This is a genomic window from Pseudomonas sp. RIT-PI-AD, assembly GCF_025642785.1.
Classification (GTDB): Bacteria; Pseudomonadota; Gammaproteobacteria; order Pseudomonadales; family Pseudomonadaceae; genus Pseudomonas_T.
The window spans coordinates 1-18384 of sequence record NZ_JANZKU010000039.1 but is presented as its reverse complement, the minus strand read 5'-3'; the positions used below and the strand labels follow the sequence as shown (position 1 = coordinate 18384).

Here is an 18384-nt window from a genome sequence, read left to right as displayed (position 1 = left end):
GCCTCCTTCACGTCGTGCAATGCCCGCAAGCATCACCACCGAACTCATCTAACCCCCTGTTTTTCAACAGGTTTTAGACTCGTTCCCCGCCGGAAGTGGTGCGCATTATAGGCCCACACATTTACACGTCAACGACTTTCTTAGGAATCAGGCGATTTTATTCAACTTCACCCGCGCAAACGCCTTTTTTCCCGCTTGGCACACGTGGGTGGAACCCAACTGGAACATGAAGTCACGCGCAACCACCGCACCGTCGACACGTACGCCCCCGGAACCCAGCAGATCGCGAGCCACCGCGGCATTCTTCACCAACCCCGACTTATTAAGGACGGATGCGATCGGCATAGCTTCAGCGGCGGACAACTCCACCTCAGGCAGGTCCTCCGGCAGCTCGCCTTCTTTCATGCGATTGCCCGCAGAACGGTGAGCGCTGGCAGCAGCCTCTTCGCCGTGGAAGCGAGCCACGATCTCTTCGGCGAGCTTGATCTTGATGTCGCGAGGATTCGTCCCCTGCTGCACGTCGCGCTTGAAGGACTCGATCTCCTCCAGCGAACGGAAGCTGAGCAGTTCGAAGTAACGCCACATCAATGGATCGGGAATGGAGACCAGCTTGCCGTACATGACGCCTGGCGCTTCCTGTATGCCTACATAGTTGCCCAGGGACTTGGACATCTTCTTCACGCCATCCAGCCCCTCGAGCAAGGGCATGGTAACGACGCACTGGGAAGGCTGGCCGTAGGCCCGCTGCAACTCGCGCCCCATGAGCAGGTTGAATTTCTGGTCGGTCCCACCCAGCTCGACGTCGGCGCGCAAGGCAACCGAGTCGTACCCCTGCACGAGGGGATAAAGGAATTCGTGAATGGCAATGGGCTGGTTGCCGGAGTAGCGCTTGTCGAAATCGTCGCGCTCCAGCATGCGCGCCACCGTGTATTGCGATGCCAGCCGGATGAAATCGGCGGGCTTGAGCTGGTCCATCCAAGTGGAGTTGAAGGCCACCTCGGTCCGGGAAGGATCGAGGATCTTGAACACCTGGGCCTTGTAGGTCTCAGCGTTCTCCAGCACCTGCTCACGGGTGAGCGGTGGGCGCGTCGCACTCTTGCCGCTGGGGTCGCCGATCATGCCGGTGAAGTCGCCTATGAGGAAAATCACCTGGTGTCCGAGTTCCTGGAACTGACGGAGCTTATTAATAAGCACCGTATGGCCCAGGTGCAGATCCGGCGCGGTGGGATCGAACCCCGCTTTGATCCGCAGGGGCTCTCCGCGCTCAAGCTTGCTGATCAGCTCGGATTCGACCAATACCTCTTCGGCACCACGCTTGATGAGCGCAAGCTGCTCTTCGACCGACTTCATACGTTAAAACCATTCGGCAAACTGAAAAAGGGAACCAACCATACAAGATCGTTGACCAATTACAAGTTTTGCGCCCGCCGTTCGCCCCTGCGTGCGGGTGAGCTTGCCTCCTGGGGTTTTTGGTTATATTTTATCCAGTTATGTCATCGTCATTTTCAAAGTCAATTTCATCTTTTCAACTCTTTTTCATAGTCGAAAACAATGACACCTACCTCCAAGATCCCGCCTTATCCCAAGAGCCACATCGTGGCTGCAAGCGGCGTAGCCGCCTTGCTCAGCCTGGCTTTGCTGGTTTTCCCCTCCCGCGAAGTCGAAGCCAAGAAAACCTACCTGACGCCCGAGATGGAGAACGGCACGGACAGCGTCATCCAGGAAAAAGACGACCTCCGACCGGACAGCCTGATCGGCGAAGAAGGCGATTCGCCCTTCGCCCGCATCGAAACGCCTGAAACCGAACAAGCCGATGCCGAACAGGAAACGAAGGAAAAGGGCCCTGCCGAAAAGCTCGCCAACAACCCAACACCCGCGCCCGTCGACCCCAATCTGAAGAAGGTCCGGGTAGGCAACGGCGATACGCTTTCCACTCTCTTCGCCAAGGTAGGCCTCTCCACCAACCGCTTGCATGACATTCTTGAGAGCAACAAGGACGCCAAGCAGTTCAGCAAATTAAAGATCGGCCAGGAATTGCAATTCACCTTCGCCAATGACGGTGAATTGCAGGCGATCCGTTCCCAGCTCAGCGACCTGGAAACCATCAGCCTGACCAAGAGCGCGAAAGGCTTCGATTTCAAGCGCGACCTCATCAAGCCGGAAATGCGCGACAGCTATGCGCGCGGCGTGATCAGCGGTTCCCTGTTCCTCACGGCGAAACGCTCGGGCCTGTCCCACGACCTGACGATGGATCTGGCCAATATTTTCGGCTATGACATCGATTTCGCCCTGGACCTGCGGGAAGGCGACGAATTCGAGCTGATCTACGAAGAGAAGGTGGTCAAGGGCAAGCCGGTCGGCAACGGCCAGATCCTGGCGGCGCGCTTCACCAATCGTGGCAAGACCTACAGCGCCGTGCGCTACATCGACAAGCAGGGCATCGCCAGCTACTACCGCGCCGATGGCACCAGCATGCGCAAGGCCTTCATCCGTACGCCGGTGGATTTCGCCCGGATCAGCTCGCGTTTCTCCATGGGTCGGTTCCATCCGGTGTTGAACAAAATCCGTGCGCATAAGGGCGTCGACTACGCCGCCCCGCGAGGCACGCCGATCAAGGCCACCGCCGACGGCAAGATCGCCTTCGCGGGCCGACGCGGCGGCTACGGCAACGCCGTGGTGCTCCAGCATGGCAAGACCTACAGCACGCTGTACGGGCACATGCAGGGCTTCGCCAAAGGCATCCAGACCGGCGGCACGGTCAAGCAGGGCCAGATCATCGGCTACGTCGGGACCACCGGGCTGTCGACCGGCCCACACCTGCACTACGAGTTCCAAGTGAACGGCGTCCACGTCGATCCGCTGGGTGTGAAATTGCCGATGGCCGACGCCATCGCCGGCACCGACAAGAAGCTCTTCATGCAGAAGAGCCAGCCGCTGATGGCCCGCATGGACCAGGAAAAAGCCACCATGCTCGCGATGAACAAGCGCTGAGCCGTGCCGCTTTACCTGGGGGTAATGTCCGGCACCAGCCTGGACGGCCTGGATATCGCGCTGATCGAGCAGGACGGGGCCACCCGCCTGCTCGCCACCCATTACCAACCCATGCCGCCCGCCCTGCGCGACGACCTGCTCGCGCTGTGCAGCCCCGGTCCTGATGAGCTCGCCCGCGCCGCCCTCGCCGAACAGCGCTGGGTAGAGGCCGTGGCCGGCGGCATCCATGCGCTGCTCGGCGATCATGCCCTGGAACCCACGGCCATTCGCGCGATCGGCAGTCACGGCCAGACCGTGCGCCATGAGCCAGCCCGTGGCTTCACCGTGCAGATCGGCAACCCGGCGCTTCTCGCCGAACTTACCGGCATCACCGTGATCAGCGACTTCCGCCGGCGGGACATGGCCGCCGGTGGCCAGGGCGCGCCCCTGGTGCCCGCGTTCCACGAAGCCCTCTTCGCGAATCCGCAGCGGCGGACGGCCGTCCTCAACATCGGTGGGTTCAGTAACCTCAGCCTATTGGAAAGCGGCCAGCCGGTTCGCGGCTTCGACTGCGGCCCGGGCAACGTCCTGCTCGACGCCTGGATACAGGACCAGCGCGGCGAACCCTACGACCGGAACGGCCAATGGGCCGCCTCCGGCAAGGTGCAGGCCGAACTGCTGGCGGCCTTGTCGAGCGATGACTTCTTCCGGACCCGTGGGCCGAAGAGCACTGGGCGCGAGCTGTTCAACCTGGATTGGCTGAAAGCCCACCTGGCCCGCTTGCCTCCCTATGAGGCCGCGGACGTCCAGGCGACCCTGCTCGAACTGAGCGCCCGCAGCATGTGCGAAGCCTTGCAGGGAGCGCAGACGGATACCCAAGAGTTGCTGGTGTGCGGGGGCGGCGCGCATAACGCCGCGCTGATGGATCGTCTCGCCCGCCTGCTGCCTTCCGTGCGGGTGGCCAGCACCGAGGCCCATGGCGTGCCGCCGGACTGGGTCGAAGCCATGGCCTTCGCCTGGCTGGCCCACTGCTGCCTGGAAGGCATTCCCACCAATCGTCCCAGCGTGACCGGGGCCCGAGGCCTTCGGATACTCGGCGCGATCTACCCGGCCTGAAACGAAGACGCCGTGCCTGGGCACGGCGTCGCGCGGCGAAGCCGGGTCAGATCGAGAAGGACTGGCCGCACCCGCAGGTGGTCGCGGCGTTCGGGTTCTTGATCACGAAGCGCGAACCCTCCAGGCCTTCCTGATAATCCACTTCCGAGCCGGCCAGGTACTGGAAGCTCATGGGGTCCACGACCAGGCTGGCACCGCCGCATTCGACGATGGTGTCGTCGTCGGCCACATCCTCATCGAAGGTGAAGCCGTACTGAAAACCCGAACAACCGCCGCCGGTGACGAACACGCGCAGTTTCAACCGCGGGTTCCCCTCTTCATCGACCAGGTTCTTCACCTTGCTCGCCGCACCCTGGGTGAAGACCAAAGGGGTAGGGATGAAGGACTCGACGCTCATGCTGCAATCTCCCGGCGTGACACCGCCATAACTTGCGTTGGGGCCTGGCATTATCCGCTTGCCCCAGAAAAACGGTCAACTATTGTGGGGTTTCTACGCTCGCCGGCAGTTCCAGCGGCCGCGGCGCTTCCTTGATCGGGCAGAGCCTGCCGTCGATCTGGGCACCCATGGCCATTTCCATCAGGCCGTAATGCAGGTTGCCGCGGACCCGGGCGCGGGCACCCAATTCGAGATGCTCGCTGGCGAAGACATCGCCGATCACCTCGCCGTCGAGTATGACATGGGGGGCGCGCACCTCGCCTTCAACCTGTCCCTCCACACTCACCCGCACCAAGCCTTCGCTGGCGAGCAGGTTGCCCTGCACGCGACCGTCCACCTGCACCGCACCCTGGAAGCGCAGTTCGCCGACCAGTTCGGCACCGGCGGCTATGACGCTGGTCTTGCCGCTGAAGCGCTGCAAATCGGCCTTCGGCTTCTGTTTGTTCCACATGATCGTCATTCCCCGTCGATCCAATTGAATAAACGCTCCTGTTCCTTGGCCTGGCCTTGGATCGTGGCGCGCACCTTGATCTGCCGGGGCTCGAAGCCCTCCGGCAGGTCGATTTCCCCATAGCGTCCAGCCTCGGGTATCGCCTGGAAATGCTTGAAGTCAAATGGGATGTCCGATCCGCTCAAGGCATCAGGGAGCCCCTGGGTCAGGGGCGCCAAGTCCAGGCTGAGGTCTTTGCCCGCCTGCTTGCCGATCAGGCTGACACGCAAACGGCCGCTCAGCGGCTTCTCATCCTGGCCCACCCGGCTGAGGGTGAGCTTGTAGCGGAAGCGGCGCGGCGTGTCGCCGGCATGCAGCTCGAAGGTTCCGATGCGCAAGCCTTCGCGCCGGCTGTCCGGCGCCAGTACGCCCTGGTAGAACGCCAGGTCCTGCTGCAACTTGAAGATCTGTTCTTCCAGGCCCTTGATGGTCTGGCGATTCTGCTCCACCGCCTGGCGCGCCAACTGCTCGCCGCTTTCCATGACCACGTAGCGCTGACGCAGGGTTTCAAGCTCGCGCGCCTGGGTCTCGGTCTTGCGCGCCAGGCGCTCACGTTCGTCCGCCTGGCGCCCGCTGTCGCCGGCCTGCCAACGCTGCCCGCCGTAAAAGGCCAGGGGCAGCGCCAGCAGCGCCAGGACCAGCAGCAGGCGGACCCGACGCTCGCGGCGCGGGTCGCTGATGCGGACCTCCCAGCGCGACATCAGGGCAACAGGGCGGCGTGGGACAGTCCGTAGCGCTCGTCGAAGCCGAAGAGGATGTTCATGTTCTGGATCGCCTGGCCGGAGGCGCCCTTGACCAGGTTATCGATCACCGACAACACCACCACCAGGTCGCCGCCCTGGGGCCGGTGCACGGCGATACGGCACACGTTGGCACCCCGCACGCTGCGGGTTTCCGGATGGCTGCCGGCGGGCATCACGTCGACGAAGGGTTCGTCGGCGTAGCGCTTCTCGTACAGCGCCTGCAAGTCCACCGAAGTGTCGGCCACGCTGGCGTAAAGGGTCGCGTGGATGCCGCGGATCATCGGCGTGAGGTGTGGCACGAAGGTCAGGCCGACCGGGCCGCCGGCAGCCCGGCGCAAGCCCTGGGCGATCTCCGGCAGGTGGCGATGGCCCTTCACCGCGTAGGCCATCAGGCTCTCGCTGGTCTCGCAGAGCAGCGAGCCGACCTTGGCGCCACGGCCCGCGCCGCTGACGCCGGATTTGCAGTCGGCGATCAACCGCGAGGCATCGGCCAGGCCGGCCTCCAGCAGCGGCAGAAAGCCGAGCTGGGTGGCCGTCGGATAGCACCCGGGAACGGCGATCAGGCGCGCCTGGCGAATGGCTTCGCGATTGACCTCCGGCAGGCCGTAGACCGCCTCGGGGAGCAGGTCCGGCGCGCCATGGGGCTGGCCGTACCAGGTCGCCCATTCCTCGGCGTCCTGCAGGCGGAAATCGGCGGAGAGGTCGATCAGGCGGGTGCCGGTGGCGAGCAGTTCGCCGGCCAGGGCATGGGCCACCCCATGGGGCGTGGCGAAGAACACCACGTCGCAGGCACCGAGGGTGGCGCTGTCCGGCACGCTGAAAGCCAGGCCGTCGTAGTGACCGCGCAGGTTCGGGTACATGTCGGCGACCTTGACCCCGGCCTCGGAACGCGAGGTGATCACCGCCACTTCAGCCTGGGGATGCTGGGCCAACAGGCGCAGCAACTCGACACCGGTGTAGCCCGTGCCGCCGACGATACCGACCTTGATCATCTCTTGCCCCTTGAACGAACGGATTGGAAAGCAGCCGATGATAAGGCCGCATCGGCCACCGGCCAACCGCCCGCGTGACCCGGCTCGCCGCTGCCACTACTATCGGCGCACCCTGATGAGGAGTTACCCCATGCTTTACCTATGGATAAAAGCCCTGCACATCGTTGCCGTGGTCTGCTGGTTCGCCGGCCTGTTCTACCTGCCGCGCCTGTTCGTCTATCACGCCGCCAGCGAGGATGCGCCGAGCCGCGAACGCTTCTGCGTGATGGAGCGCAAGCTCTACCGCGGCATCATGCTGCCGTCGATGATCGCCACCCTGGTGCTCGGCATCTGGCTGATCCTGCTCAACAGCGGCCTGATGAGCCAGGGCTGGCTGCATGCCAAGCTGACCCTGGTGGTGCTGCTGATCGGCTATCACCATGCCTGCGGCGCCATGCTCAAGCGCTTCGCCCGCGGCGAGAATGGCCGCAGCCACGTGTTCTATCGTTGGTTCAACGAAATCCCCGTGCTGATCCTGATCGCCGTCGCCATCCTGGTGGTCGTCAAACCCTTCTGATCGCAAGCCTTGCCGAGGAAACGCCATGTCCCTGCCCGCCCTGCTCGAACGCCGCCTGCGCCTGCCCCTGGTGGTCGCCCCGATGTTTCTGGTGTCCCATCCCGACTTGGTGCTCGGCTGTTGCAACCAGGGCGTGGTGGGAAGTTTCCCCGCCCTGAACCAGCGCGACAGCGCGGGTTTCGCGGCATGGCTCGAACAGATCGCGGCCGGCCTGCAGGCGGACGCCGCGCCCTACGCGGTGAACCTGATCGTCCACGCCAGCAACCCGCGCCTGCACGCGGATCTGGCCATCTGCGTGGAGCACAAGGTGCCGATCGTCATCACCAGCCTGGGCGCGGTGAAAGAGGTGGTGGACGCGGTGCACGGCTACGGCGGCCTGGTATTCCACGACGTCACCACGCGCCGCCATGCGGAGAAAGCCGCCGAAGCCGGGGTCGATGGCCTGATCGCCGTGGCCGCCGGTGCCGGGGGCCACGCCGGCACCTGGAGCCCCTTCGCCCTGGTCGCGGAAATCCGCCAGTTCTTCGACAAGACCCTGCTGCTGGCCGGCTGCCTGAACCATGGCCACGAGATCCTCGCCACCCAGGTGCTCGGCGCCGACCTGGCCTATCTCGGCACCCGCTTCATCGCCACCCGCGAAAGCCAGGCCAGCGAAGCCTACAAGCGCATGCTGCTGGATGCCCGCGCCGCCGACATCCTGCACACCCCGGCGGTGTCGGGAGTGCCCGCAAGCTTCATGCGCCAGAGCCTGGAGCAGGCGGGCTATGACCTGGCCCAGTTGCAGAACAAGGGGGCCATCGACTACGGCACCAAACTCAAGCCCATGGACGACGAAGCAAAGGCCTGGAAGACCGTCTGGTCGGCGGGACAGGGCGTCGGCGAGATCCATGACCTGCCGCCGGTCGCCGAACTGATCGCCCGTCTGGATGCCGAGTACCGCGAGGCCCTGGTGGGCGTCGGCCGGCTGGGACGGTCGCCCGGCCGATGAAACGCCGCCACCTGCTGGGCGCCGCCGGCGCGGCGGCCTTGCTCGGTGCCTGGGCCCTGCGTCCGCCGGACAGGGGCCACCCCTACGAGGATTATTTCGCCGCGCTGAATCGCCTGCTGCGCCAGGAAGGCGGCGGTCTCCCGCAACTGGTGATCGACCTGGACCGCCTCGATGCCAACGCCGACCTGCTGCAACGCCGCCTCGGCGGCAAGCTGCCGCTCCGCTTGGTGACCAAGTCGCTGGCCTCGGGCGGACTGCTGGACTATCTGGCGCGGCGATTCGGTGTGCAGCGCTTCATGGTGTTCCAGGCTGCGCACCTGGTCCCGCTGGCACGCGCTTTCCCGATGGCCGACCTGCTGCTCGGCAAGCCGCTGCCGGTAGCGGCCGCGCTCGGGTTCTACCAGCAGTTGCCGAGTTACCTGAGCTTCGAACCGGCGACCCAGATGACCTGGCTGGTGGACAGCGCCGCGCGCCTGCAAGCGTATGGCGAGCTGGCCCAGGCGCTGGGCCGGCGCCTGCAGGTGGCGATGGAAATAGACGTCGGCCTCGGCCGCGGCGGCTTCGCCACGCCCCAGGCCCTGGGCGACGCCTTGCAGGGGCTGAAGAACGCGCAGATGCCGGTGCGCGTGCGCGGCCTGATGGGCTACGACGCCCAGGTCGTCGAGGCGCCCTTCTGGATCGGCCAGGCGCGCGCCCACGCCGAGAGCACCGCGCGCTACCGCGCGTTCGCTGAGGTATTGCAGGCATTCCACGCGTTACTTCCCGGCCCGCCGCTGCTCAATGGCGCCGGCAGCCTGACCTACCCGCTGCACGCATCCGGCGACAGCCCGTTGAACGAGGTCGCGGTGGGCTCGGCGCTGCTCAAACCCGGTGCCTTCGATACCGAGGCACTGGCCGAGCATCGGCCGGCGCTGTGGATCGCCACCCCGGTGCTGAAGGCCACCAGCGGCGGGCTGCCCTACCTGCAAGGCGTGCAAGGCGCCTGGCAGGCCTGGGACCGCAACCGCCAGCGCGCCTATTACCTCTACGGCGGCCGCTGGCCGGCCGAGCCGGTGGCTCCGCCCGGGCTGGCCTTCGACGAAGGCTACGGGCGCAGCGCGGACCAGGACCGCCTGCAGGGCTCCGACGGCACCGCCCTGGCGGTGGACGACTGGGTATTCCTGCGGCCGTTCCTGTCCGAGGGCCTGCTCGGCGACTTCGGCGAGCTGCGTCTGTTGCGTCGCGGCCATCTGGTTGGCCGCTGGCAGCCCCTGGGCAACGCCTAGCTTTGTGCGGCAGGTCGCCCGCGGGACCCTTGTGTCGCACCCTCGCCCTCTTTAATCTGCGTCACTGCCCTCCTACCCATCCCCTCCGCTGACAAGGAAGCTCGCATGACCGACGTCCGCTACAAGATCGTCTTCGACGGCGAACTGATGCCCGGTGCCAGCACCGATACCGTCAAGGACAACTTGGCCCGGTTGTTCAAGAGCGACCGCAGCAAGATCGACAGCCTGTTCGGCGGCCGCCCGGTCGCCCTCAAGCGCGATCTGGATTCCGTGGAAGCGGACAAGTACCTGGCTGCCCTGCAACAGGCCGGCGCGCGGGTGCGCAAGGAGCAGGACCTGGCCGCCGCCCTGTCCTTGGTGGAAACCCAGGACGAGCCGGACCCGGATGCCCTGGGCCGGATGACCTGCCCCAAATGCGGCCACGAACAGACTGCGTCCAGCCAGTGCGAAAGCTGCGGCATCGTCATCGAGAAATACCTGGCGCGCCAGGCGCAACTGGCGGAATCCGCGGCCGCAACCTGATCCTGGTCGCGCGGCAACGCGAGGCGCTGGAAAGCATCGCTTGCGAACTGGCGCAACGCTTCGGCGTCGACGTGCTGTTCCGGACCTGCAACCTCGCCGAACCCTTGCAACTCTCCGGGCTGCTCCAGGAGCTGGAGCAGAGCGGACATCAACTCGACCTGCTAGTGAACAATGCCGGCATCGGCACCTCGGGGCTCTACGTGGAACAGGACTGGAGCCGCGAGCAGCACCTGATCGAGCTGAACATGCTGGCGCTGGCGCGGCTCTGCCATGCCATCGGCGGGCGCATGGCCGAGCAGGGCGGCGGGCAGATCCTCAACGTCGCTTCCCTGGCGGCGTTCCAGCCGGGCCCCTGGATGAGCAACTACTACGCGAGCAAGGCCTACGTGCTGAGCCTCTCCGAGGGCCTGCGCGAAGAGCTGCGCAACCGCGGGGTGAAAGTCAGCGTGCTCTGCCCCGGCCCCACCCGCACGGCGTTCTTCCGCGGCGCACGGATGCAGGTCGGCCACCTGGACACCCGCGCGGTGATGATGGATGCGGAAACGGTGGCGCTGATCGCCGTGCGCGGCCTGGAGAAGAACAAGGCGGTGATCGTGCCCGGCTGGCGCAACAAACTGCTGGCCTTCAGTTCGCGGCTTGGCCCGCGCTGGCTGGTGCGCAAGATCACCGCCGCGCTGCACAAGCCCCTGCTGACACCCCCGCCGCTCTGAACCCGCGCCTGCGTTAGTCGGCGCGGACCGTCCTGCCATCGGCCCAGGCGCGCAGGTCGGCCAGTTCCTCGGCCATCACCACGGACAGCGGCACGGTGGCGCTTAGCTCCTGCAACAGCAGGGACTGGTCGACGCTCCGCTGGCGGGCCTGCCCGGCATACAGGGCGCTGACCACCGCCTGTTCGATCTCCGCGCCGGAGAACCCCTCGCTGGCCAACGCCAGGCTGCCCAGGTCGAAGGCTTCGACCGGCAGCTCGCGGCGCAGCAAGTGAATGCGGAAGATTTCCGCGCGCACCGGCGTCGACGGCAGGTCGACGAAGAACAACTCGTCGAAACGGCCCTTGCGCAGCAACTCCGGTGGCAACCGCTCGATGGCATTGGCGGTGGCGACCATGAACACCGGCGATTTGCGCTCGGCCATCCAGGTCAACAGGGTACCGAGCACCCGCTGGCTGACACCGCTGTCGTGGTCGCCGCTGGCGAGGCCCTTTTCCACCTCGTCCATCCACAGTACGCAGGGTGCCATCTGCTCGGCCAGGCGCAGCGCTTCGCGCAGGTTGCGCTCGGTCTCGCCGAAGAACTTGTTGTACAGGCACGCGAAGTCCAGGCGCAGCAACGGCAGGCCCCAGAGGCCGGCCACCGCTTTCGCCGCCAGGCTCTTACCGCCCCCCTGCACGCCCACCAGCAGCACGCCCTTGGGCAGGTCCTTGCCCTTGGCGTCGAGGAAGGCGCCTTGCCGCTCGCCCAGCCAGCGCTTGAGGTTGGCCAGGCCGCCGACCTCGGCGAAACGCGCGGTCTCGTATTCGAAGCCGAGCACGCCCTCCAGGTCCAGCAGCTTGAACTTGGTCTTGTTCAGCTCCGGCAGGTCTTCCTGGGTGATCGCCCCGTCGTCGCAAATGACGTTGCGCGCCAGGGCGCGGGCTTCGCCATGGCTCAGGCCCCGCAGGTTCTTCACCACCTGTTGCAGGGTACGGTTGTCGGTCCGTACGCGGGCGCCGCGGTTGCGTTCGCTCCAGCGCGTCGCTTCCTCGCGGACGATGCCCAGCAATTCGTCCTCGCTGGGCAGCGAGAGGGTGAAATGGGCGGCATAGCGCTGCACTTCCGGCGGCAGCTTGAAGGCGTGGGAGACCAGCACCACGCTGGGGCGATGGATGCCCTCGGCCATGGCGATTTCCTTGAGCAGGCGCACCGCCCGCGGCTCGTCGAGGAACGGGTGCAGGTCGCAGAGCACGTAAAGGTTCGGCTGGGGGTCGGCCTTGATCAGACGCAACGCGGCCTCGGCGTCGGTCGAGCCGGCGTCCACCGATTCGCCGCCGAACCCCAGGCGCTGTATGCCTTCGGTGACCGTCCAGGTGAACAGGCCGAGGCCGCGCTTGACGGCGAGCCCGGTGAGGGTCTCGAGCACGCGGGGCTCGTCCCAGGACTCGATCACGATCAGTTTGACCTTCGAGTCCAGGACCAGCCCGAGGTCATGAATATCGTTCTTCACGGAACATCCTTGCAGAAATGGGCGTCAATCCATGCGCCGACCATCGACTCAGGCCACCCCTCAGCGGAGGAGCGACATGGACAACCTGTTCAACAGAATCATCGCCCGAGAAGTGCCCGCGCGCATCATTTACGAGGACGATCAGGTGCTGGCCTTCCACGACGTCGCGCCGCAAGCGCCGGTGCACTTTCTGGTCATCCCGAAAAAAAACATCGCAACCCTGAACGATCTGCAGGAGGAAGACAAGGCGCTCGCCGGGCACCTCCTGTTCACCGCCCAGCGCCTGGCCAAGGCGCTGGGCTGCGAGGACGGGTTCCGGGTGGTGGCGAACTGCAACGAGAAGGGTGGGCAGACCATCAATCACCTGCACTTGCATGTGCCGGGCCAGCGTCAGATGACCTGGCCGCCGGGCTGAAACCCCGTCCAAGCGAGGCCGCCCTTCCCCCATCGATCCTATCGGTGCGCCTGAGGCAATCCGCCGCTGGCCAGGCGCCGACGTCGATCGGGTACACTGCCGCGAACGAGTCCACGCGGAACGACGCGATGTCCAGCGAACGCCATTACTCCTCCCTCGATCGCCTGTTGCTGCAGGCGAACACCGCCCTGCGTACCCTGCTGCCGTTCAGCGGCCAGCCGTACCGCCCCTCCCCCGCCGAGCCCCAGCAGGACAGCCCGCTGGACGCCGGCGACGCCCGCCACGTGGCCGGGCTGATGCGCATCAACCACACCGGCGAGGTCTGTGCCCAGGCGCTGTACCAGGGGCAGGCGCTCACCGCCAAGCTGCCGGAAGTGCGCGAGGCGATGGAGAAGGCCGCCGAGGAAGAGATCGATCATCTGGTCTGGTGCGAGCGCCGCATCCGCGAGCTGGGTAGCCGCCCCAGCGTGCTCAATCCATTGTTTTACGGCCTCTCCTTCGGCGTCGGCGCCATGGCCGGGCTGATCAGCGACAGGGTCAGCCTGGGGTTCGTCGCCGCCACCGAGGACCAGGTGTGCAAGCACCTCGACGAGCACCTGACGCAAATCCCCGAGAGCGACCGCAAGTCGAGATCGATCCTCGAACAGATGCGCATCGACGAGGAACATCACGCCACCCATGCCCTGGAAGCCGGTGGCTTGCGCTTCCCGGCGCCGGTCAAGTTCGGCATGACGCTGCTGTCCAAGGTGATGACCAAGACCACCTACCGCATCTGAATGGCGGGAACGAAAAAGGGCGCCGCGGCGCCCTTTTTCTCGCCCGCCGGATTCAGCGGGACATGTTGCGCGCGTAGAAGATTTCCAGCATCTCGTGGCGCACCCGGGTTTCCACCAACTGGCGCTGCTGCGCGGAAAGGGATTGGCTGGCGTCGCCGAACAGGTAGTTGTCCAGCTCGAAATCCTTGAGCAGCATCTTGGTGTGGAACAGGTTCTCCTGATACACGTTGACGTCGGTCATCTGATAGGCCGAGCGAGTGTCGTCGGACAGGTAGTTCTGGATCGAGTTGATCTCGTGGTCGATGAAGTGCTTGCAACCTTCGACGTCGCGGGTGAAGCCGCGCACCCGATAATCCACGGTGACGATATCCGAATCGAACTGGTGGATCAGGTAGTTCAGGGCCTTCAGCGGCGAAATCACCCCGCAGGTGGACACATCGATGTCCACCCGGAAGGTGGCGATGCCGTCGACCGGATGGATTTCCGGGTAGGTGTGAACGGTGATGTGGCTCTTGTCCAGGTGGGCGAGGATGGTGTCCGGACGCGGCCCGGGAGATTCCTCGATCTGGCTGTCGGTGGGGGTCACCGGCTGCTCGGAGATCAGGATGGTCACGCTGGCGCCTTGGGGATCGTAGTCCTGACGGGCGATGTTCAGGATATTGGCGCCAATGATGTCGACAACATCGGTGAGGATCTGCGTCAGGCGTTCGGCGTCGTACTCTTCGTTGATGTACTGCACGTAGGCCTGCTGGTCTTCCGGCGTTTCCGCATAGCAGATGTCATAGATGTTGAAGCTCAAGGTCTTCGTCAGGTTGTTGAACCCGTGGAGCTTGAGTTTGCTTTTCACCGTTGGAAACTCTCTATTCAATGCGGCTCTGCCGCGTGATCGAGCATGCCCGTCAGATACGGTCGGGGTATCTGCGTAGGACGGTTTACACCTCTTCGCACTGGCGATTGTGGTTGTCTGGTTTGGAGCGCGAGCGCCCTGAAAGGCGGCGCATTATGCAGATCGCGAACGTCGACTGCCAGAGCCTGGCGGGCTTTCGTGAACGCCGTATGTCGTCGCCGATCCGCCGGGCCCTTCCGAGGCTCAGGCGGGCGTGTCGAGCTCGACGATTTCGTATTCGTGGGTGATCTCGACGCCGGCGCGACCGAGCATGATCGAGGCCGAGCAGTATTTCTCCGCGGAGAGCTCCACCGCGCGCTTGACCTGGGCCTCCTTCAGCCCGCGGCCCTTGACCACGAAGCGCAGGTGGATGCGGGTGAAGACCTTCGGCTCCTGCTCGGCCCGTTCGGCCTCCAGGAAGGCCTCACAGCTCTCCACCGCCTGGCGGGACTTGCGCAGAATGCTGACCACGTCGAAATTGCTGCACCCGCCGAGGCCGATGAGCAGCATTTCCATGGGCCGGATGCCGAGGTTGCGCCCGCCGCTTTCCGGAGGCCCGTCCATGACGACCGCGTGGCCGCTGCCCGACTCACCGATAAACAGGGCGTCGCCCGCCCACTGGATGCGTGCCTTCATCGCGAAGCCTCCTGAAAAAAGTGGGTTAGCTTATCACAGCGATTCCGGGCAGCCGCGACGCCGGAAAACGCCCGAAAGTTCCCTGGATACGCCAGTCATGTCGCAAATTCGAACGGCTGGATTTTTCCGCTCTGGTAAGCTGCCAGGTTAGAAATGGCACGCTAGTCGGATAACTATAAAAATTGCCTGCTGGATAAAGGCTTATCTTTTTTTTCTTCGGGAATCAGGCATGGTCGCTATTACCCTTACCCCCAAAATCAAGAATCTCGACAAGATTCTTTCCCATTGCAATCGGCGCCGCTACACCGCCAAGAGCACCATCATCTATGCCGGCGACCGTTGCGAAACGCTGTTCTTCATCGTCAAGGGCTCCGTGACCATCCTCATCGAGGACGACGACGGGCGCGAGATGATCATCGGCTATCTCAACGCCGGCGACTTCTTCGGCGAAATGGGCCTGTTCGACAAGGAAGGATTGGAACAGGAACGCAGCGCCTGGGTACGTGCCAAGACCGAGTGCGAAGTGGCCGAGATCAGCTACATCAAGTTCCGCGAAGTCACCCAGCAGGACCCGGACATTCTCATCACCATCGGCGGCCAGATGGCCGATCGCCTGCGCAAGACCACGCGCAAGGTCGGCGACCTGGCGTTCCTCGACGTGACCGGCCGCGTCGCCCGCACCCTGCTCGACCTGTGCAAGCAACCCGACGCCATGACCCATCCCGATGGCATGCAGATCAAGATCACCCGCCAGGAAATCGGCCGAATCGTCGGCTGCTCGCGGGAAATGGTCGGCCGCGTGCTCAAGGGGCTCGAGGAGCAGGGCCTGGTCCACGTCAAGGGCAAGACCATGGTGGTATACGGCACCCGCTGAATACGCCGTCACGAAAAAGGCCAGCATCCGCTGGCCTTTTTTTTCATCCGCGCGACGCCCGTCTCAGGGAAAGAACAGCCGCCGCAGCTCGCCGCCGGGCTCCTCGGCGCGCATGAAGGCTTCGCCGACCAGGAAGGCATGCACGTCGCTGACCTGCATCAGTTCGACATCCGCCCGATTGAGGATGCCGCTCTCGGCGATCACCAGGCGATCGCGGGGAATCTTCGGCAGCAGGTCGAGGGTGGTCTCCAGGTTGACCTCGAAGGTATGCAGGTTGCGGTTGTTCACCCCGACCAGGGGCGTATCCAGGTTCGCCAGGGCGCGGTCCAGCTCGGCGCCATCGTGCACCTCCACCAATACGTCGAGCCCGAAGTCCCGCGCCGTGGCGGCCAGTTCGCGCAGGCGGCCATCGTCCAGGGCGGCGACGATCAGCAGGATGCAATCCGCGCCCAGGGCACGGGATTCCACCACCTGGTAGGGGTCGATCATGAAGTCCTTGCGGATCACCGGCAGCGAACAGGCGGCTCGGGCCTGCTGCAGGTAGGCATCGGCGCCCTGGAAGAAATCCACGTCGGTCAGCACCGACAGGCAGCAGGCGCCGCCGGCCTCGTAGCTCTTGGCCAACTGCGCCGGGAAGAACTCCTCGCGCAGCACGCCCTTGCTCGGCGAGGCCTTCTTGATCTCGGCGATGACCGCCGGCTCCTTGCGCTTGACCCGCTCCTGCAAGGCATGGGCGAACCCACGCGGCGCGTCGGCGGCGCGCGCGCGGCGCTCCAGTTCGGCGAGCGGCAACCGGGCACTGCGCTCGGCGACTTCCTCGACCTTGCGCGCCAGGATTTTTTCCAGGACGGTTGGGATGCTCACGCTTCATTCTCCTGCCGAAACACAGCGGTAAAGGACACCAGCTCTTCCAGTTTTTCCCACGCCAGCCCGGTATGCAACGCATCGTGAGCCAGTTCCACGCCCGCCTTGAAGGTTGCCACCTGGTCGGCGGCGTACAGCGCCGCGCCAGCGTTGAGCACGATCATGTCGGCGGCCTTCTGCCCGGCCTCGGTCTTGCGGCGGCGCAAGGCGTCGCGGATCAGCTCGAGTGAAGCCTGGGGCCCTTCCACGGTCAAGCCGATCAGGGTCTGGCTCTTGATGCCGAAGTCTTCCGGCTGCACCCGGTATTCGCTGACCTTGCCGTCCTTGAGCTCGGCGACGTGGGTCGGCGCGGCCAGGCTGATCTCGTCCAGGCCATCCAGCGCGTGGACCACCAGCACGTGACGGCTGCCCAGGCGCTGCAGCACTTCGGCCAGGGGCTTGCACAACGCCTGGCTGAATACGCCGAGCACTTGGTGCTCGACCCCGGCCGGGTTGGTCATCGGCCCGAGCATGTTGAACAGGGTGCGCAGGCCCATTTCCCGGCGCGGGCCGATGGCGTGCTTCATCGCGCCATGGTGGGCCGGCGCGAACATGAAGCCGACGCCGACGCTCTCGACGCAGCGCGCCACCTGCTCGGGATTCAGGTTCAGGTAGATGCCGGCGGCTTCCAGCAGGTCGGCGCTGCCGCTCTTGCCGGACACCGCGCGGTTGCCATGCTTGGCCACCTTGCCACCGGCGGCGGCGACCACGAAGGCGGCGGCGGTGGAGACGTTGAAGATATTCATCCCGTCGCCGCCGGTCCCGCAGGTATCCACCAGGCGCTCGGCCCGGATGCGCACCGGGGCGGCCAGCTCGCGCATGACCTGGGCGGCGCCGACGATCTCGTCGATGGTCTCGCTCTTCATGCGCATGCCCATGAGGAACGCGCCGACCTGGGCGTCGGTGCACTGCCCGGTCATGATCTGGCGCATCACCGCCTGCATTTCCTCGGTGGTCAGGTCGAGCTGGCCGACGATACGGGTGAGGGCTTCCTTGATATCCATCTCAGCGTACCTCGCCCGCGGCGCGCTGGCCGCCGGTCTGCCGGAGGAAATTGGCCAGGAGCTCGTGGCCCTGCTCGGTGAGGATGGATTCGGGGTGGAACTGCACGCCTTCGACGTTCAGGGTCTTGTGCCGCAGCCCCATGATCTCGTCCAGGCTGCCATCCTGGTGCTGGGTCCAGGCGGTGATTTCCAGGCAATCCGGCAGGCTGGCGTGCTTGACCACCAGGGAATGGTAGCGGGTCACCGTGAGGGGATTGTTCAGGCCGGCGAACACGCCGAGATCCTGGTGATGGACCGGGCTGGTCTTGCCGTGCATGACTTCCCGCGCACGCACCACCTCGCCGCCGAAGGCCTGGCCGATGCTCTGGTGGCCGAGGCAGACTCCGAGGATCGGCAACCTGCCGGCGAAATGCCGGATCACCTCCAGGGACACCCCGGCCTCGCTGGGCGTGCAGGGACCCGGCGAGACCACGATGCGCTCCGGGCGCAGCGCTTCGATTTCGGCGACGCTGAGTTCGTCGTTGCGGATCACCTTCACCTCGGCACCCAGCTCGCCCAGATACTGGACGACGTTGTAGGTGAAGGAGTCGTAGTTATCGATCATCAACAGCAT

The 18384-nt window shown here is 65.0% G+C and carries 19 protein-coding genes and 2 pseudogenes; 10 read left to right on the top strand and 11 right to left on the bottom strand.

Features of this window, described 5'->3' with window-relative positions; all coding sequences use genetic code 11:
- Nucleotides 1–147 precede the first annotated feature (147 nt).
- Nucleotides 148–1350 carry a tyrosine--tRNA ligase gene (tyrS, locus tag OGL92_RS21085; RefSeq protein ID WP_263147601.1) on the bottom strand — a complete coding sequence of 401 codons (1203 nt, stop codon included), beginning with the start codon at nt 1348–1350 and terminating at the stop codon, nt 148–150.
- A gap of 201 nt (nt 1351–1551) precedes the next feature.
- Here tyrS and OGL92_RS21080 point away from each other — a divergent pair, with 201 nt between their 5' ends.
- On the top strand, nt 1552–2991 hold the full coding sequence (locus OGL92_RS21080; protein WP_263147598.1) for a peptidoglycan DD-metalloendopeptidase family protein: 1440 nt from the start codon (nt 1552–1554) through the stop codon (nt 2989–2991).
- A gap of 3 nt (nt 2992–2994) precedes the next feature.
- Nucleotides 2995–4086, top strand: a complete 1092-nt coding sequence (locus OGL92_RS21075) for an anhydro-N-acetylmuramic acid kinase (protein WP_263147595.1) — start codon at nt 2995–2997, stop codon at nt 4084–4086.
- 46 nt (nt 4087–4132) lie between these two features.
- Here OGL92_RS21075 and erpA read toward each other — a convergent pair whose 3' ends face one another.
- The 4 genes from erpA to argC form a co-directional block, all read right to left on the bottom strand.
- Nucleotides 4133–4483: an iron-sulfur cluster insertion protein ErpA gene (erpA, locus tag OGL92_RS21070; RefSeq protein WP_263147593.1), complete on the bottom strand. Its 351-nt coding sequence runs from the start codon at nt 4481–4483 to the stop codon at nt 4133–4135.
- Between the two features lie 79 nt (nt 4484–4562).
- Nucleotides 4563–4973, bottom strand: coding sequence for a polymer-forming cytoskeletal protein (locus OGL92_RS21065; protein WP_263147591.1), 411 nt, complete (start codon nt 4971–4973; stop codon nt 4563–4565).
- A 5-nt stretch (nt 4974–4978) separates the two neighbouring features.
- A complete protein-coding gene (locus OGL92_RS21060) occupies nt 4979–5713 on the bottom strand; it encodes a DUF6776 family protein (protein WP_263147590.1) in 735 nt (244 codons plus the stop codon).
- A complete protein-coding gene (argC, locus tag OGL92_RS21055; RefSeq protein ID WP_263147588.1) occupies nt 5713–6747 on the bottom strand; it encodes an N-acetyl-gamma-glutamyl-phosphate reductase in 1035 nt (344 codons plus the stop codon). Before argC ends, OGL92_RS21060 begins: the two co-directional genes overlap by 1 nt.
- A 130-nt stretch (nt 6748–6877) precedes the next feature.
- On the opposite strand from argC, the gene hemJ reads away from it, so the two are divergent.
- From hemJ to OGL92_RS21030, 5 genes and pseudogenes are all read left to right on the top strand, one after another.
- Entirely contained in the window at nt 6878–7303 is a 426-nt protein-coding gene (gene hemJ / locus OGL92_RS21050; protein WP_263147587.1) for a protoporphyrinogen oxidase HemJ, read from the top strand.
- Nucleotides 7304–7328: 25 nt separating this feature from the next.
- Nucleotides 7329–8291, top strand: coding sequence for a nitronate monooxygenase family protein (locus tag OGL92_RS21045; RefSeq protein WP_263147584.1), 963 nt, complete (start codon nt 7329–7331; stop codon nt 8289–8291).
- Nucleotides 8288–9556, top strand: a complete 1269-nt coding sequence (locus tag OGL92_RS21040) for an alanine racemase (protein ID WP_263147582.1) — start codon at nt 8288–8290, stop codon at nt 9554–9556. Before OGL92_RS21045 ends, OGL92_RS21040 begins: the two co-directional genes overlap by 4 nt.
- A gap of 105 nt (nt 9557–9661) precedes the next feature.
- Nucleotides 9662–10069 (top strand): annotated as a pseudogene (locus OGL92_RS21035) (DUF805 domain-containing protein); the annotation flags it as partial.
- Nucleotides 10063–10788 (top strand): annotated as a pseudogene (locus OGL92_RS21030) (SDR family oxidoreductase); the annotation flags it as partial. The pseudogenes OGL92_RS21035 and OGL92_RS21030, both read left to right, overlap by 7 nt.
- 13 nt (nt 10789–10801) lie before the next feature.
- On the opposite strand, the gene OGL92_RS21025 reads toward OGL92_RS21030, so the two are convergent.
- On the bottom strand, nt 10802–12277 hold the full coding sequence (locus OGL92_RS21025; RefSeq protein WP_263147579.1) for an AAA family ATPase: 1476 nt from the start codon (nt 12275–12277) through the stop codon (nt 10802–10804).
- A 76-nt stretch (nt 12278–12353) separates the two neighbouring features.
- Between OGL92_RS21025 and OGL92_RS21020 the strand changes: the two genes are divergently transcribed.
- Nucleotides 12354–12692 carry a histidine triad nucleotide-binding protein gene (locus OGL92_RS21020; RefSeq protein ID WP_263147577.1) on the top strand — a complete coding sequence of 113 codons (339 nt, stop codon included), beginning with the start codon at nt 12354–12356 and terminating at the stop codon, nt 12690–12692.
- Between the two features lie 128 nt (nt 12693–12820).
- Nucleotides 12821–13468: a 2-polyprenyl-3-methyl-6-methoxy-1,4-benzoquinone monooxygenase gene (gene coq7 / locus OGL92_RS21015; protein ID WP_263147575.1), complete on the top strand. Its 648-nt coding sequence runs from the start codon at nt 12821–12823 to the stop codon at nt 13466–13468.
- Nucleotides 13469–13520: 52 nt separating this feature from the next.
- Here coq7 and speD read toward each other — a convergent pair whose 3' ends face one another.
- Nucleotides 13521–14315 (bottom strand): adenosylmethionine decarboxylase, encoded by a 795-nt coding sequence (gene speD / locus OGL92_RS21010; RefSeq protein WP_263147573.1) that lies wholly within the window; start codon nt 14313–14315, stop codon nt 13521–13523.
- Nucleotides 14316–14558: 243 nt separating this feature from the next.
- Entirely contained in the window at nt 14559–14990 is a 432-nt protein-coding gene (locus tag OGL92_RS21005) for an OsmC family protein (protein WP_263147570.1), read from the bottom strand.
- Between the two features lie 229 nt (nt 14991–15219).
- Between OGL92_RS21005 and crp the strand changes: the two genes are divergently transcribed.
- Complete coding sequence (crp, locus tag OGL92_RS21000) at nt 15220–15864, top strand: cAMP-activated global transcriptional regulator CRP (protein ID WP_263147568.1); 645 nt, start codon at nt 15220–15222, stop codon at nt 15862–15864.
- Nucleotides 15865–15927: 63 nt separating this feature from the next.
- Here crp and trpC read toward each other — a convergent pair whose 3' ends face one another.
- Genes trpC through OGL92_RS20985 form a run of 3 tightly spaced genes read right to left on the bottom strand, consistent with a single transcriptional unit; the run spans nt 15928 to nt 18384 of the window.
- Nucleotides 15928–16728 carry an indole-3-glycerol phosphate synthase TrpC gene (gene trpC, locus OGL92_RS20995; RefSeq protein WP_263147566.1) on the bottom strand — a complete coding sequence of 267 codons (801 nt, stop codon included), beginning with the start codon at nt 16726–16728 and terminating at the stop codon, nt 15928–15930.
- Nucleotides 16725–17771, bottom strand: coding sequence for an anthranilate phosphoribosyltransferase (gene trpD, locus OGL92_RS20990; RefSeq protein WP_263147564.1), 1047 nt, complete (start codon nt 17769–17771; stop codon nt 16725–16727). The genes trpC and trpD overlap by 4 nt, the downstream gene beginning before the upstream one ends.
- 1 nt (nt 17772) lies before the next feature.
- A complete protein-coding gene (locus tag OGL92_RS20985) occupies nt 17773–18384 on the bottom strand; it encodes an aminodeoxychorismate/anthranilate synthase component II (RefSeq protein WP_263147562.1) in 612 nt (203 codons plus the stop codon).

Bases quoted from the DNA above. Each gene is read 5' to 3' on its own strand.
- tyrS (WP_263147601.1), bottom strand. From the start codon at position 1,350: ATGAAGTCGGTCGAAGAGCAGCTTGCGCTCATCAAGCGTGGTGCCGAA.
- OGL92_RS21080 (WP_263147598.1), top strand. From the start codon at position 1,552: ATGACACCTACCTCCAAGATCCCGCCTTATCCCAAGAGCCACATCGTG.
- erpA (WP_263147593.1), bottom strand. From the start codon at position 4,483: ATGAGCGTCGAGTCCTTCATCCCTACCCCTTTGGTCTTCACCCAGGGT.
- OGL92_RS21065 (WP_263147591.1), bottom strand. From the start codon at position 4,973: ATGTGGAACAAACAGAAGCCGAAGGCCGATTTGCAGCGCTTCAGCGGC.
- OGL92_RS21060 (WP_263147590.1), bottom strand. From the start codon at position 5,713: ATGTCGCGCTGGGAGGTCCGCATCAGCGACCCGCGCCGCGAGCGTCGG.
- argC (WP_263147588.1), bottom strand. From the start codon at position 6,747: ATGATCAAGGTCGGTATCGTCGGCGGCACGGGCTACACCGGTGTCGAG.
- hemJ (WP_263147587.1), top strand. From the start codon at position 6,878: ATGCTTTACCTATGGATAAAAGCCCTGCACATCGTTGCCGTGGTCTGC.
- OGL92_RS21045 (WP_263147584.1), top strand. From the start codon at position 7,329: ATGTCCCTGCCCGCCCTGCTCGAACGCCGCCTGCGCCTGCCCCTGGTG.
- OGL92_RS21040 (WP_263147582.1), top strand. From the start codon at position 8,288: ATGAAACGCCGCCACCTGCTGGGCGCCGCCGGCGCGGCGGCCTTGCTC.
- OGL92_RS21020 (WP_263147577.1), top strand. From the start codon at position 12,354: ATGGACAACCTGTTCAACAGAATCATCGCCCGAGAAGTGCCCGCGCGC.
- coq7 (WP_263147575.1), top strand. From the start codon at position 12,821: ATGTCCAGCGAACGCCATTACTCCTCCCTCGATCGCCTGTTGCTGCAG.
- OGL92_RS21005 (WP_263147570.1), bottom strand. From the start codon at position 14,990: ATGAAGGCACGCATCCAGTGGGCGGGCGACGCCCTGTTTATCGGTGAG.
- crp (WP_263147568.1), top strand. From the start codon at position 15,220: ATGGTCGCTATTACCCTTACCCCCAAAATCAAGAATCTCGACAAGATT.
- trpD (WP_263147564.1), bottom strand. From the start codon at position 17,771: ATGGATATCAAGGAAGCCCTCACCCGTATCGTCGGCCAGCTCGACCTG.
- OGL92_RS20985 (WP_263147562.1), bottom strand. From the start codon at position 18,384: ATGCTGTTGATGATCGATAACTACGACTCCTTCACCTACAACGTCGTC.